13 protein-coding genes are annotated in these 15,401 nt (G+C 46.7%); 5 read left to right on the plus strand and 8 right to left on the minus strand.

What is annotated here, in order from left to right; translation table 11 throughout:
* The first annotated feature begins 168 nt into the window (after positions 1 to 168).
* Positions 169 to 2,145 carry an alkyl sulfatase dimerization domain-containing protein gene (locus MSG35_RS09610; protein WP_248383777.1) on the plus strand — a complete coding sequence of 659 codons (1,977 nt, stop codon included), beginning with the start codon at positions 169 to 171 and terminating at the stop codon, positions 2,143 to 2,145.
* 193 nt (positions 2,146 to 2,338) lie between these two features.
* The gene (locus tag MSG35_RS09615) at positions 2,339 to 2,827 is read left to right on the plus strand and encodes a hypothetical protein (RefSeq protein WP_102257820.1); all 489 of its coding nucleotides are present in this window, start codon (positions 2,339 to 2,341) and stop codon (positions 2,825 to 2,827) included.
* 77 nt (positions 2,828 to 2,904) lie between these two features.
* On the opposite strand, the gene cyoE is transcribed toward MSG35_RS09615, so the two are convergent.
* From cyoE to MSG35_RS09650, 7 genes are all read right to left on the minus strand, one after another.
* Positions 2,905 to 3,777, minus strand: a complete 873-nt coding sequence (gene cyoE, locus MSG35_RS09620) for a heme o synthase (RefSeq protein WP_248337473.1) — start codon at positions 3,775 to 3,777, stop codon at positions 2,905 to 2,907.
* 8 nt (positions 3,778 to 3,785) lie between these two features.
* Entirely contained in the window at positions 3,786 to 4,097 is a 312-nt protein-coding gene (gene cyoD, locus MSG35_RS09625) for a cytochrome o ubiquinol oxidase subunit IV (protein WP_016786088.1), read from the minus strand.
* Complete coding sequence (cyoC, locus tag MSG35_RS09630; protein ID WP_010439790.1) at positions 4,097 to 4,714, minus strand: cytochrome o ubiquinol oxidase subunit III; 618 nt, start codon at positions 4,712 to 4,714, stop codon at positions 4,097 to 4,099. Before cyoC ends, cyoD begins: the two co-directional genes overlap by 1 nt.
* A complete protein-coding gene (gene cyoB / locus MSG35_RS09635; protein WP_248383778.1) occupies positions 4,704 to 6,785 on the minus strand; it encodes a cytochrome o ubiquinol oxidase subunit I in 2,082 nt (693 codons plus the stop codon). The genes cyoC and cyoB overlap by 11 nt, the downstream gene beginning before the upstream one ends.
* 5 nt (positions 6,786 to 6,790) lie before the next feature.
* The gene (gene cyoA, locus MSG35_RS09640; protein WP_248383779.1) at positions 6,791 to 7,687 is read right to left on the minus strand and encodes a ubiquinol oxidase subunit II; all 897 of its coding nucleotides are present in this window, start codon (positions 7,685 to 7,687) and stop codon (positions 6,791 to 6,793) included.
* Positions 7,688 to 8,436: 749 nt separating this feature from the next.
* Positions 8,437 to 11,535 (minus strand): efflux RND transporter permease subunit, encoded by a 3,099-nt coding sequence (locus MSG35_RS09645; RefSeq protein WP_248383780.1) that lies wholly within the window; start codon positions 11,533 to 11,535, stop codon positions 8,437 to 8,439.
* A gap of 8 nt (positions 11,536 to 11,543) precedes the next feature.
* Complete coding sequence (locus MSG35_RS09650; RefSeq protein ID WP_248383781.1) at positions 11,544 to 12,665, minus strand: efflux RND transporter periplasmic adaptor subunit; 1,122 nt, start codon at positions 12,663 to 12,665, stop codon at positions 11,544 to 11,546.
* Positions 12,666 to 12,901: 236 nt separating this feature from the next.
* Between MSG35_RS09650 and MSG35_RS09655 the strand changes: the two genes are divergently transcribed.
* A complete protein-coding gene (locus MSG35_RS09655; protein WP_248383782.1) occupies positions 12,902 to 13,516 on the plus strand; it encodes a TetR/AcrR family transcriptional regulator in 615 nt (204 codons plus the stop codon).
* Between the two features lie 18 nt (positions 13,517 to 13,534).
* Here MSG35_RS09655 and MSG35_RS09660 read toward each other — a convergent pair whose 3' ends face one another.
* Positions 13,535 to 14,446, minus strand: coding sequence for a LysR family transcriptional regulator (locus tag MSG35_RS09660; RefSeq protein WP_050053036.1), 912 nt, complete (start codon positions 14,444 to 14,446; stop codon positions 13,535 to 13,537).
* Positions 14,447 to 14,621: 175 nt separating this feature from the next.
* Here MSG35_RS09660 and MSG35_RS09665 point away from each other — a divergent pair, with 175 nt between their 5' ends.
* Both MSG35_RS09665 and MSG35_RS09670 read left to right on the plus strand, forming a co-directional pair.
* Positions 14,622 to 14,927 carry a monooxygenase gene (locus MSG35_RS09665; RefSeq protein ID WP_048609337.1) on the plus strand — a complete coding sequence of 102 codons (306 nt, stop codon included), beginning with the start codon at positions 14,622 to 14,624 and terminating at the stop codon, positions 14,925 to 14,927.
* A 73-nt stretch (positions 14,928 to 15,000) separates the two neighbouring features.
* On the plus strand, positions 15,001 to 15,375 hold the full coding sequence (locus tag MSG35_RS09670) for a hypothetical protein (RefSeq protein ID WP_248383783.1): 375 nt from the start codon (positions 15,001 to 15,003) through the stop codon (positions 15,373 to 15,375).
* The last annotated feature ends 26 nt before the right edge of the window (positions 15,376 to 15,401 follow it).

The raw sequence follows: 15,401 nt of genomic DNA on the forward strand, positions 1-15,401 counted from the left end.
TACTAATTGATTTAGATCAAAATTAATCGCCAATACAATCGTTGATCAAACAAATCATCGAAAAAACGATAGATTGAAATATTATTAGCGCGTAGATAGCGACCTCCCCCACCTCTATCATTTGGCTCAAGAAATCCAATTCCTGTATCCAAATATAAGGTCACTACCATGACTAATACATTCAAAAAAATGGCGCTTCCTGTTGCTATTGCGAGCACTCTACTTGCTTCTGGTTTTGCATCTGCAACGCCAACTGTAGAAGCGACATCGAAAGTCGGCCAAGAACTTCAGACGGCAAATGCTGCGCAATACCAAAACATTGATCTTGATGCTCGCTACAAGAGCGAGGTTCTATTCGAACACAAATCAAACATGTTCTGGGGAAAAGGCGAACGTATTCAAGTTGTTTCTAAAACAGGCGATTCTCTAGCTTACACTGCTGAGTCTGACCATGTTCACCCAATCCTCACCAAGCATGGTCGTAAAATGGACCAAGCAATCATCAAAGTAGATGACAACGTATATCTTGGTTACGGTTTCGGTCTAGATACACCCGTCATGATTGAAGGTACGGACGGCATCATCATTGTTGATCCAGGCGAGTCGGTAGAAATGGCTCAATCGGTTAAAGAGCAGTTCCGTCAAATCACCGACAAGCCGGTTAAAGCAATCATCTATTCTCACAACCACATCGACCACATCTCTGGTGTGCGTGCATGGGTTACTGACGAAGAAGTGGCATCAGGTGAAGTAAAAATCATCGCTGAAGAAGGCCTAACCGCTGCCGTGGCTAACTGGTCTTCAAACCTAGGTACTCTATTTGGTCACCGTACTTCTTACACCGGCGCTAAGCACGTAGAAGAAGGCGAGCACGGCACAGTAAACGACGGCCTTGGTCCACGCTTCATGCAAGGTGCTATCTCGTTCATCGAACCAAACCTGCTTGTACCAAGCCAAAGCCACATCGAAATCGAAATTGCTGGCGTGAAAATGCACATCGAGAACGTGCCATCTGAAACTAAAGATGAGTTAGTGGTTTACTTCCCAGACCAGAAAATCCTGCACGCGGCTGAAGTACTTCAAGGTGAGAACTTCCCTAACCTTCACACCATCCGTGGTACTAAATTCCGTGACCCATCAATGTGGTTCAAGGGCATCGACGTAATGCGTAAGTTCGACACTGAGATCATGATTAACTCTCACGGTCGTCCTGTTGAAGGTAAAGAAGCAGTAGCTGACGTACTAACGGCTTACCGTGATGCGATTCAATACACGCATGATCAAACTATCCGTTACATGAACAAAGGTATGACGCCAGACGAGCTAGTTGAAGTAGTTAAACTTCCTAAGCACCTTGCAGAACACCCTTGGTTAGGTGAACACTACGGTACTGTTGCACACGCCGTTCGCCAGATTTACGTAGGTTACAACGGTTTCTTCGAAGCGGATCCATGGCAGCTAGAGCCAATGGCTTACGAGCAACGCGCTAAAGCATTCGTAGAGATCATGGGCGGTCGTGACAACATCCTTACTACTGCACAAGCAGCAATTAAGGCTGAGAACTACACATTTGCAGCAGAAATTCTTTCTTACCCAATCACGGTAAACAAGCAAGATATGGAAGCTCGTGAGATGAAAGCACAAGCTTACAAAGCATGGGCTGCAGATCAAGTAAACATCAACTGGCGTAACTGGGCGCTTAACGCGGCGGCTGAACTAGAGAACAAACGTGACTTCTCTAACATGATCAGCTTCGCTTCTGTTGACGTTCTTACTGCGCTACCAAGCAAGCAGATCTTCGACATGATGACTTCAACGCTTATCGCAGAAAATTCGTTAGACGTAAACATGATGCTAACGTACAACTTCTCTGATACGAACGAAGCATTCACTATCGAAATTCGCAACGGTATTGCTCAGTTACACGAAGAAGCAGTGAAAGGCGCAGACGTTCAAATCGACACCACTCGTGCAGTATTGAACCAAATCTTGATTGCAGGTCCAAACGCTCAACAAGTGATTGGTACCAACCTACAGTCTGGTGCATTCACGTTCTCGAATGGCGACATCAAAGGCTTCGGTCAATTCATGAGCTACTTCGATAAGGCAATGACTCCAGAAGAGATCATGCTCATCGTTCGCTAATAGCGAGCTCGAACGGTCGCTCTTCGACGATAGCGTATTAGTAAACAATCAATAACACACTATCAACCGATGCACTGACCGCTTCACATGGACGACAAACAAATACAGGGACCCTTTGTGGTCCCTTTTTTTATCGTCAGGTTCGGCTGCTGCCGTCAGATTCTTAATCCTGTTATAGGTTTCGATAACCATTATGTTAAAACGATTTGCTTTGATTCTTTCGCTTACCTCTTCACTCACGTTTGCCTGTGGTCTTCACCAAGATACCGGATTTAGTTTAGTGACAGAGCCCGGTTCACTAGAGGTATTTGGCAACGTCATCACAGCCAGACAAGACAATGAATTCAACAACCTCAATAAGCCGGATCATTTTCGACTCTTTGCGATCAAGGCTGCGCTTGCGAAACCCCACCCAAGCAAAATTGAGTTCAACTTATTCGAAGCAATTAAAGGTCATTACAGTCAAGTGAAACTTGAGAAGGGCGTCGATGTTTCAGGTAGAGATACTTTGCCTACCGAGGAAGATCTATTACTGATTACGGAACTCGATGTGTTCGATGCGCTAGCAACTGGCACCATCTCTTGGGATCACGCGACACTAAACGGCTTAGTGATCATCAACGGCCCACAAGATAAACGAGAGCAGCTTGAAGATTGGCTGAGTGATATTTTTGAAGGGTAATAGCTTAAAGCGGGACAGATAAAAAGTCGTCAAACCCTCGGACTTCAGAACATTGAGGGTTCAACGACAAACTTAAATCAAAAAAGCGTAGGCAACGGAATCAACTCCAGCCCCAGTACACCACTGATGCTCATAACCACCAGGAGAGAGACCTTGAAGACCGTCTTTGACCACTGGATGTAGTTAAGGCAATCCACTTTGCGGAATGTCACTTTAGTCCACATAAAACAGACTGCTGCTGACACTGCTAGGTATTCATAACCTGCTTCCCCGAGTAGGAACAGCGCCAATGAGACTGCGCCAAACGCCACAACATACGCTTTCATGTGTTGATGTGCTTTGTCGACGCCCTCTTTCACCGGTAACACGGGAATGCCTGCATCTCGGTAGTCTTGAATGCGGAACATCGCGATCGCGTACGAGTGTGGCATTTGCCATAAGCAGAACATCACAAACAACAATACTGCTTCAAGGCTGATGTAATTCGTCACCGCCAAGTAACCCACCAATGGCGGAACTGCGCCCGAAATACTGCCGACTAAAGTGCCGTAAACCGATGTACGCTTGTACCACATGGTGTAGAAAAAGACGTAAAACACATAGCCAAGCAACACCATGACCGCAGAGATCGGATTAGCAAACTGAAACAGCAGAGCTGTGCCTGAGAGCAGTAAAACCAAGGCATAAACGAACGCGACGTCTGTATTAATGTTGCCCTGAACCAATTCTCGATTTTGTGTGCGCTTCATCTTCTGGTCGATGTCTCGATCAAAGATGTTGTTCACCACACAACCTGATGCAATAACAAGTCCCACACCCGCTAATGTTGTCACTAACAACATCGCATTGGCTGGTTCTGTTTTTGCAGCGAGGAAGAACCCCGCCGCAACAGAAATCAGGTTGCCGAAAATGATGCCCGGTTTGGTGATAGACAGATATCTTTTCAGCATACCCTAGCCTACAACTTCATGTTGACGTTCATGTTGTAGATGATCCATACCGAGCCAGCGATAAGGATCAATACAACAATGGCGGTAAACATCAGCGATACCAAGTTCCAACGCCCATCGGAAGATTTCGCTTCCATGTGCAAGAAGTACTTAAAGTGGACAAAGATTTGCACCAGCGCACAGCCGAACAAGATCACGTAAGTTTCCGTGCTTGGTAGCGCATGTGCCCACACGATGTAGAACGGAATAATGGTGAGAATCAGTGACGCAATAAAGCCTTTCACATAATCCGTTGCACCGCTGTCTAGATGCTGTTCCATTACATCACCCCCATTAAGTACACGATGGTAAATACACAAATCCAAACAATATCAAGGAAGTGCCAAAACAGGCTCAAGCACTGGAAACGCATCGACATGTTGTCGTTCAAACCTTTGGTTGAAAGCTGGTGATACGCCACCGCCATCCAAATCAGACCGAACGTTACGTGCAAGCCGTGTGTGCCAACCAAGGTAAAGAATGCTGAAAGAAACGCACTCTCTTGAGGACCATAGCCTTCTGCAATCAAGTGATGAAATTCATACACTTCCATACAGATGAAGGCTAAGCCCAATACGAAAGTCACTTTGATCCAGCGCTTCAGTCCGGTCACGTCTTTGCGCTTCATCGCAATCATGCCAAAACCGAAGGTGATACTACTGAACAGCAGCATCATGGTTTCGACAAACACGAACGGCAATTCAAAGATGTCTTTACCTGTCGGCCCTGCAATAGATCCACTCTCAAGCACGGCATACGTCGCGAAAAGCGTGGCAAACAGGACACAGTCACTCATCAAGTAAACCCAGAAGCCAAACAATTTATTGCCCGCAGCTTCATGGTGATGATCATGCGAGTGTGCAAGATCATAAGTGTGTGACGGAGTATTAGCTTGCATACGTCGTCTCCAAATCATCTTTATTTTCGTTGTTATCACTGTCACCGTCAGCGCTGTTACCACGACCAGAATGGTCGCTTTTCACTGACTGTTTCTTAGCTTCTTCAAGCTGTGCACGTCGAGCCGCTTCAATCGCTTTGATCTCTTCAACTTCCACGTAGAAATCCACATCGTCGTTGTAGCTGTGTTGAATACACGTCACCACGATGCCCACTAAGCTTGCAGCCGCTAGCCACCAGATGTACCAGATCATTGCGAAGCCAAATGCCAACGCCCATGCCGACACATAAATACCTGTCGGTGTGTTCTTCGGCATATGAATACGTTCGTATTCTTCTTCCTGAGTTGGGTCAAACTCACCACTTTGCTTTTGATACCAGAACGAATCGATCTCATCGCCCTTAGGCAGTTTTGCAAAGTTGTAGAACGGCGGTGGTGAAGACGTTGCCCATTCAAAGGTACGTCCGCCCCACGGGTCACCGGTTAGATCTCGGTTTTGGTCGCGGTCACGAACACTCACGTAAATCTGCACGAACTGACACACCACACCCATCGCAATCACGCCCGTACCTGCAGCAGCAACCGCCAATAGTGGGAAGAACTCAGGGTTGATGTCTTGGCTCAAACGACGCGTCATGCCCATAAAGCCCAGAGCGTAAAGCGGCAAGAACGCCATCAAGAAACCGATGATCCAGCAGTAGAATGCGCGTTTGCCCCAAAGCTCGTTCAGAGTGAAGCCGGTCGCTTTCGGGAACCAGTAACCAATCGCAGCAAAACAGCCGAAGACCACGCCACCGATGATTACGTTATGGAAGTGAGCAATCAGGAATACCGAGTTATGCAGGATAAAATCTGCGCCCGGAACCGCCATCAATACGCCTGTCATACCACCAACAGTGAAGGTGATAAGGAAACCGACCGTCCACATCATTGGTGTGGTGAAGCAGATGCGACCTTTGTACATGGTGAACAGCCAGTTGAAGATCTTAACCCCAGTCGGGATGGAGATAATCATGGTAGCGATGCCGAAGAAGGCATTCACATTGGCGCCAGAACCCATGGTGAAGAAGTGATGCAGCCAAACCACAAACGCTAAAATAGTGATAGCCACCGTCGCCCATACCAGTGAGGTATAACCAAACAGTTTTTTGCGAGAGAAGGTTGCAGTCACTTCAGAGAACACACCGAAGATAGGCAAAATTAGGATGTACACCTCAGGGTGTCCCCATGCCCAAATCAAGTTCACATACATCATCACGTTGCCACCAAGGTCATTGGTGAAGAAGTGCGTGCCGATGTATCTATCCAACGTCAGTAACGCGATGGTGACCGTTAGGATTGGGAAAGAGATGATGATCAGGATGTTGGCACACAGCGATGCCCAAGTGAATACAGGCATCTTCATCATTGGCATAGACGGAGTACGCATGCGCAGAATAGTCGCGAAGAAGTTCACACCCGTTAGAGTGGTACCCACACCGGATATTTGCAGCGCCCATATCCAATAATCGACACCCACTCCCGGGCTCGCCTCAATACCGGACAACGGCGGATACGCCAACCAACCTGTGCGGCCAAATTCACCTAAACCCAGTGACATGTTGGTTAGGATAATACCTACGACAAACAGCCAGAAGCTCAGATTGTTCAAGTAAGGAAATGCAACATCACGGGCACCGATTTGCAGCGGCACGATGATGTTCATCAAACCAATAACCAAAGGCATCGCTACGAAGAAAATCATGATCACGCCGTGAGCCGTGAAGATCTGGTCATAGTGATGTGGCGGTAAATAGCCCGTCTCACCAGCTGCAGAAAGCAATTGCTGACTGCGCATCATCACCGCATCGGCAAAGCCACGAACTAACATCACCATCGCAACCGCAATGTACATGAAGCCCAGTTTTTTGTGGTCTACAGATGTAAACCATTCATTCCAGAGGTATTGCCATTTACCGGCTTTAGTGACCGCGTATACCACTAAAGCACCCACCAAAGCGATCATGGTTAAGGTGACCAAAATAATGGGTTCGTGGTAGGGAATTGAGTCTAGAGTTAATCTTCCAAACATGACGATTATCCTTGGGTTTCCGGCAGACAGTTCATTGAACCAGGGTGCTGGGTCACGACATCAGTGAATAAAAATGGTGGGATACTAGAAAACAGCGTCACAGGTTCAGCCACACTTGGCGCGGCCAATGAACGGAACTGCTCCCAATCTTCAATACGATCAGGACTTGCTTTCACTTTCTCTACCCAGTTTAAAAACGCCACTTGATCAGGCATGGCCGATGCGGTGAATTTCATCTGAGAGAACCCTTTGCCACTGTAGTTCGAAGCAAAGCCTTTGAAGTCACCTTCGTGGTTTGCAATCAAATTCAACTTAGTCACCATTCCCGGCATCGCGTAGATCTGCGAACCAAGACGCGGGATAAAGAACGCGTTCATGATGTTGTCTGAAGTCAGCTTAAACGTCACCGGAACATCTTTCGGGAACGCAACATAGTTAACCGTCGCAATGTTTTGCTCCGGATAGATGAACAGCCATTTCCAGTCCAGAGAGACCACTTCGATCACCATGGGCTTAACGTCACTCACCAGAGGCTTTGATGGCTCTAATTCGTGTGTTGTTCGCCAAGTGATGGTGGCTAGAATCGCGATGATGATGATTGGAATCGTCCATACCACTATTTCAATTTTGGTTGAGTGCGCCCAGTCAGGTGCATACTCTTCCGTGGTATTGCTCTCGCGGTATCGGTAAGCAAAGTAGATGGTCATCAGAATCACTGGGATGACGACAATCAACATCAGCAACAGAGCCGTGATAATCAGCTCTTTTTCCTGAACGCCAACGCTACCTTTAGGGTCGAGCAATGCGGAGTTACATCCTTCGAGCATCAGAATGGTTCCCAGCAAACCAATCTTCGACAAACTTTTCCTCGATAAAATGCGTTTATATCTTGAAGCTTCCATTAACTTTCTCGATGGTTATCCAGCCTCAGAACGAACGCCTAAGTACTGGTTGTCATGATCATTAGAATATTTATGTGTTGAGCATGTGAAACGCCGCATCTCAAAAAGCAATGCAATAGAGCCCGTTACTGCTGGGTTAAAACCACACAGAAAACATGACTTAATTGTTACACTTTGAAATACATTGTTACATTTGGCGCATTATGAAGAGTTGAATTTGAAAGCTCACCAAACAAACTTGGAAACTAACCTTCCATTTATGGATGCGAAAACTAAGAAGTAGAAGAGGATTAAGACACACACCAGCAGCGTGCTACATGGGTGGAGCCAGTGCTGACAAGGGATTTAGAAAAAGCAGATAAACACTCGCGCGACACCACAGCTCAGAGCCAGTTCAAGGTACATTAGAAAGAGCGAATAAATAGAAGTGTGACGCCCGTCAAGATTGTGAATTCACATACCATTTACAAGGTATTCACTGGTTAGATTATTCAAAACCAACACCCATTCACCAAAAAGATAATCAAGCATTCATCGATGCACTAATGTGACGAATTGAAAGAATATAATGACTAACAGAAAGGATAATTTGACTAATTGAGGGCGTAATAGCGGTGAAAAGAACAACAAAATGGTAAATATTGGGATGAATTTATTGAGAACAACAATGCCATAATCGAGCCAGATACGGCTCGATTATGGGCAGTTGAAGAGCAGTTAAATTCAGGAGACGTTAAATTGAAAAACAGTTATGCCGCTTGAGTCGCGATGGTTTTTCGCTGATTTCGAGTCATCAAGTGATAAACCACAGGCACAAAGTAGAACGAGATAAGCGTGGTTAACACGGTACCGCCCACAATCGCGACCGCAAACGGAGGCCAGAAACCACCACCAGCAATAATCAACGGCATAAAGCCGCCCACGGTTGTAATCGTGGTCGAGCTGATATGGCGAGTACATGACATCACAGCTTCAACGACTGCATCTACATTGCCGGAGGAAGCCTCCTTGTCTAGCTTCAATTCGGTCAGAATGACAATGGCCGCGTTAATCGCCAAACCCGCAATCCCGAGCATTGCGATGATCACCGTAAAGCCGAACGGATAACCGAAGATCCATACCGACAACAGCCCTAGCCCACCAGCCAGTCCTGCTACCATGAAGATGATGCTACTCATTCGGAACGAGTTAAACGACATCACCACCACCAACACCATCAATACCACCACGACAGCGACATTCGAGATAAGGCTGTTGACTGAATTGTCACGCTCAGCCGATTCACCACCAAAACCAATCGTATAACCCGATGGCATCTGATAGCTTTCCAATCGTTTTTGGAACTCATTAAGCACGGTTTGAGGCAAGACACCCGCTTCAATGTAACCCTCAATGGTATTGACACGCTGCCCGTTACGACGAGTAATCGCACCACGACTGGTAGTCAGTTCAAGTTCAGCCAAAGTCGACACATTGATGCCCGTTGAGTAGACATCAGAACTGATTGGCAAACGAATATTGCTTAAGTGCGCCAAGTTTTCACGCGCATCATCCGCAACACGAACACGGATTGGCACCGATTCACTGCCCTCAATCACAGAGCCACTTTCACGGCCTGTAAGCGTAGTTTGCAGCATGCCAGCAAACTGATTGAGTGAAATACCGTTGAGTTTCGCGGTGTCTTCATCGACCTTCAACCACACCTTTGGCGTACCCGGTTGCAGGGTTTCCCTTGTGTGCGTGACATGAGGGACACCTGCCAGAATCAAGCGTACATCTTCACCAATCGCTTTTAGGGTGTCGAGGTTTTCACCGTAAACTCGCAGTTCAACGGGCGCGGTAAATGGAGGCCCTTGGTTGAGCTTACGTACCAAGATTTGTGCTTCCGGCACCTCGTTATCCAACACCTTTTGCAACTTTGGAATTAGCGCATTGGCTTGGTCAAAGTTCTCTGTTTTCACCATGGCTTGCGAGAAGTAAGGCGCATTATTTTGCCTTGCCTGCAAGTTGTAATAGAAAGATGGGAAGTTTGCGCCCACCAGCCAATCGATACGTTCTACTTCAGGATAACGATGAATGATATCGTCGATTTTTTCAGAGGTATTCTTGGTCGCATAAATGCTCGCTTGCGGCGGCATGTACACCTGAATCTCAAACATGTCTCGATCTGATGGTGGGAAGAATTGCTCAGTCAGCTGAGACATACTCCAATAACCAGTAAACGGTACCAACAACACCAGAGCAATCGTGATGATTGGATGCGTCACACCAAAGCGAACAGAAGACGAGAACCAACGCGTCAAAGCCGGAATTCTCAAACCGGTCATGTACCAATGGTGCTGCCCTTTCTTATCCACATCACTGAGTTGTTTCGGTAATAACTTGGTCGCCAAGCCTGCAATTAAGGTATGCGAAATAATGTAAGAACCGATCAGTGAGAAAGACACAGTAATCGCAATACCACCGACAAACTCACCCGATGCACCCGGCATCAAAATAATCGGGGCAAACGCCAACACGGTGGTTAAGGTTGAACCTAATAACGGCACCCACAAGTGCTTCAACGCATTCATGGTCGCTTCCGCTCTGTGTTGCCCTTTCAAGCGATATGCCTGAATAGTATCGACCATCACCACCGCGTTATCGACCATGATCCCCAGCGCTACAATTAGGCCTGTCACCGACATTTGGTTAATCGGTACACCGGTCATTTTCATGATCGACAGGGTCAACAATGAGGTTAACGGCAGAGAAATTGCCACTAAGATCGCGGCACGCACGCCTAAAGTGACAAATAGAACAATCAAAATCAGACCGAAACCGATCATCAAGCTCTTGCCTAAATCGTCTAAGCGAGTCTCGGTATAACCTTGCTGATTAAATAGTACAGTCACCTTAACGTTACTTGGTAACTCTTGCTCAAACTTGCTAATCAGCGCGTTGGCTCGAGACGTCCAGTTATCAACACGCAGATCAGGGTGCATTCTTGCCGCGACAATCACTCCCGGCTCTCCGTCAATAATGGCAATTTGGTCTTGTGGGGTTTTCTCACCACGTTTCACAGACGCAATGTCTTCCATGCGGATGATGTGACCATTGCTGTCAGTGGCAATTGGCACTTGCTTGATACGTTCAATGGAGTCCAATTCAGACGCAATTTCCAAACCAAAACGGGAATAGGCACTGACCAGTTCACCCGCAGAATTCTTGGCGTCTGCCCCTTCGAGCGACTCAGCGATATTGGCACTTGATCGCCCTAGAGCAGCGGCATCGGCCGTACGTAAACTGATTTGAATCTCTTCTTGCGGCATCCCGTATTCATCAACGAATTCGGTACCCGACAAGGTTCGCAACCGCTTGGCGAGCTCTTTGGCATAACGGCCCAGCGTTAATCTGTCAGGCTCGCCTGCACCAGACCAAGTTAGAGATGCGATGGTCGTGAAAGCATAGGTATGGTCGCTATCGAGATCGGGAGATTGAGCACCCGCAGGCAAAATGGATTCGATGTCAGATAGCTTGTCGCGAGCTTGGGACCAGACGGGTTCTGGCTCGGTAATGGTGTCGTTAAGTTCTAGCGTAACAATTGATACGCTCGGCCTAGAGGTTGAGCTCACGAGTTTAACTTCACTCAGTTCACGGAGCTTATTCTCGATAACCTCAGTAACCAAGGTTTCAACACGCTCGGCACTGGCGCCGGGGAAACTGGTTGTGATGTTCGCATAACGGTTGATGATTACTGGGTCTTCTGCACGTGGCAACGTCATGAACGCCGAAATACCACTCACCATCAGCAGCGCGGTCATCAAGATAAGCAGTCGAGTGTTGGAAATAGTCTCTATAATTTTCATACTATTACCTACTCAGCCGCGCTGACTGGTTTCACGATTTGGCCCGGAACTAAGCGATGTAAGCCACTGGCAATGACCTGTTCACCGTCTTCAATCGCCCCACTCACATACGCTTGTTGATTATTGGCAAACAACACCTGAACACTTCTACGTTCAACCTTGTTGTCTTCACCAATCACAAAGATGTTCCACACACCGCGCAATCCATCAATCAAACCGGTTAATGGCACCCAGTAACCTTGCTCTTCAATCTGTTCATCAAATTTAAGGTAGGCCAGTTGCCCTTCTAATACCGATGACTTTTCAGGGAATAGGTAACGCAAGCCAACACTACGAGATTGGGTATCCACCATTGCACCGGGATTCAATAGCTCCACGGCATAATCTGTGCGCCCAACTCGGATGCTAGGCGAAGAAAGTGAGGTGACTTTTTGCATTTGGTGAGCAGGAATACCGATGAAGGCCTCTTTTCCCTCAGAAGCGAGCAGTGTAAGAGTTGGATTACCCACATTCACCACATCTCCGAGCGAGACAAAGCGTGTCGCGATAGTGCCAGAATAAGGCGCAAGCACTGTCGATTTCACCAGTTTCAATTCGTTGCCTTTTACCGATGCATCGATGCGCAGCAAGTTCGCCTGCAATACCCGTTGCTCACTGGTAAGAGAATCAATCTCCGCTTCCGCACTGAAGCCTTTCGCTTTCAATGAACGTTGACGCTTTAGGTTAGCAGCAACAAGACTCAGTTGAGCTTTCACTTCTTCAGCCTGCGCTTTCAGTTGGCTAGACTCAGTTTCCAATAGCTGCGTGTCCAATCGAATCAACGGCTGACCCGTTGTGACTGTGTCACCAACATCCACCAGAATCTCGTTTACCTTGCCCGCCAATTCAAAACCAAGATTCGCCTGTTGACCCGCCTTTACCACACCGACATATTCACGTTGTACCGCATACGATGGAGAGCGTTCCAAAGCGACAGTTTCCACTGTTAAGACTGTCGACGCTGCACTATTCGATTCCACTGCATCATTATCTGCATCGGATGCTATCTCGGCTTGTGTATTTTCACCACACCCGACAAGAAGAGTCGACAACGCCACTGCTACTGCGCTTCCCTTCATCAATTTATACATACTTCCTGTTCCTATGCGGTACTCAATTATGTTCTTTTTTTAGACTAACCAAACCAAACTAGACTGTCTAGTTTGATTATGTTAAAAATAAGTTTCATGGTTAATGATTGATAAAACCATCACAAAAAGCATAATGCTTAGCGCCAAATGAGATACCTATTACTGAGTATCAATAGGCATTAAGCAAAGAGACAAGCTAGGTAACGACCCAACACCAAGTAACGAGAAGCAAGCACGTGACAAAAATCATCAAGAGTGAACAGAAGAGATCGCAGATCTTAACCGCAGCAAGTAAACTTTTCTCTGAACATGGCTTCAAGATCAATATGGATCAAATAGCCAAAGCAGCGAACGTTTCCAAGCAAACGGTCTACTCTCACTTTAAAAACAAAGACGAGCTTTTCGAAACCTGCATGCAAACCAAGTGTGCCGAGCGTGAACTCAGCCCTTCTGCTTTTGATATGAATGCCACTTTGGAAGACGAGTTGGTGAAGTTTGGTGTGAAGTTTCAAGATTTGTTACTTGATGAGCAGTCCAGACAGACCTTTCAAAATGCGGTGAGCCAATCCAACACGCACCCAGAGATCGCTTCAATCTACTTAGAAACAGGGCCACAAAAAACCACCGTTTTGCTCGCCGATTATCTACAAAGCAAAGTGGAATCGGGTGATTTGATCTTATCAACATCAAGCTCACCGATCATTGCAGCAAGACAACTGCTGCTGATGTTCCATGGTAAGTCGGCGTATTGGGGGTTCTTCGGGCACGAAAGCGGTGAGTCTGAGCAAGAGAGGCTTCTCTACACCAAAGAGTGTGTCGCGCTGTTCTTAAACGGCAATCAGCCTCGTTAATCTTAAAATATTTATCCGTTAGCCAACCATAGAAGCTGACTCAAGCAGCAGTTCATAGAAACGTTTTGCGGCAGGGCCTGTCTTGGCCCCTTTTGGCAGAGTCAGATGCAGCGGAACGTGATATCCACTGCCATTTTCGACATTGAGCACCGTCAGCTTATCGCTACCTCTGCTTTCCACAATGTGTTTTGGTAATCGGCAGTAACCCACACCTTGCTCTACCGCGCCAAACGCATGGTCGAAATTATCCACCGTAATGCGCTGACTCGACTTCAACCAACCCACATCCTGTTTGTTACCTTGGCTTTTAGTGCCTTGACTGGAGCGTGCACCTAAATCCCTCACCACAATTTGTGGCAAAGACGACAATTGATTCAACGACACAGATGCAGCACTTGCTAACGGATGTGAACTCGCAACAACAGGCTCCATCATAGTAAAACCAAAAGCCTCAGCAGAATGATTGGTGACAGGGAGGTTGATGATGGCAACGTCGGCGAGTTCTTGAGTGACCATTTCAGTCGTCTTAGACAATGACGTTTCCATCACTTGAATCGATGTTGTGCTGTTCTCCGCCATAAATTGCGCCATCGGTCTGTATAAACGTTCAAGACAACACAGATGATCCACGGCGACCACGATTTCAGACTCGACGCCTTTCGCCAGCTGTTCACTAATGAGTTCCAACTCTCTCGCCTGTTCCAACATGCTGCTTGCACGGCGCAACAATGATTTTCCATCTTCCGATAGCACCGCCCTGCGACCTTCAACTTGCACCAAAGACACACCCAATTGATCCTCCAATTTTCTCAAAGCATAAATCAGCGTGGTATGGCTCTTATTCAATTGCACTGCCGCCGCTTGAATGCTGCCTGCACGGTCAATTTCGTAAAGCGTTTGCCATTGGTCTAGGGTGGTCTTTAATCTCATCGGTCTAAAATCCTGACAGTTAATGGCAATATTATGAACTTTTCTGTGTGTTTTTTACAGGTAATATGAGTTTCAACAACAAACGAGAATGGCTTGTTTGTCTTGAACACCTATTTGTTAATGGAATTTTTTAAACGGAATTTGCTAAACAGAATTTATTAAACGGAGAAACACCATGAAACTACTACAAGTTGATTTTGAATTTTCAGGCCCTTTCGGTGAAGAGATGTCAAACGCACTCGTTGACCTAGCAAAGTCTATTAACAACGAACCGGGCATGATCTGGAAAATCTGGACAGAGAACGAAGCAGAAAAACTGGGGGGCGGCGTCTACTTATTTGAAGATCAGCTGAGTGCTGAAACCTATCTGGCGATGCATGCTGCTCGCTTAAAAGAGATGGGTGTACAGGAAGTGCGTGGTGTGATTTTTGACGTCAATCAGCCATTAACTACCATTAATAAAGGCCCAATCAACGCTTAACGCATCGCTCACTCCTGTATTGAGCAAAGAGACAGGTTAGCGATATCACCAAGTTGAAAAAGAGAGCGACACAATGAACAACAAAACATTCTTGAGCCTACACGGCATCATTTACGCAGGGTTTGCCTTCGCGCTGTTTTTCCTACCCACCGTTATGTGGCCAATGTACGGCGTAGAGATCAATGATAAGTACGCTTACTTTCTCTCTCAACACACCAGTATCTTTTTGGGTGGTATCGCAGCGATAAGCTGGTTGCTTAGAGACATTGAACCTGGCTTGTCCGCTAAAAAGCTCATCCAAGGTTTGGTGGTTACGAATATGCTTGGCGCGATCATCACACTGTATGCAGCGTTTACAGGAATCTTTGTTGGCTTTGGCTGGAGTGATCCTGCGTTCTTCCTGTTTCTATCAATACTTAGCGTGTTGCAGGTTCGCAAGCAAGCTTAACTAACCAATGAGTTCAGATAGCACAA

This window comes from Vibrio sp. 1CM23M, from assembly GCF_023161755.1.
GTDB lineage: Bacteria > Pseudomonadota > Gammaproteobacteria > Enterobacterales > Vibrionaceae > Vibrio > Vibrio coralliirubri.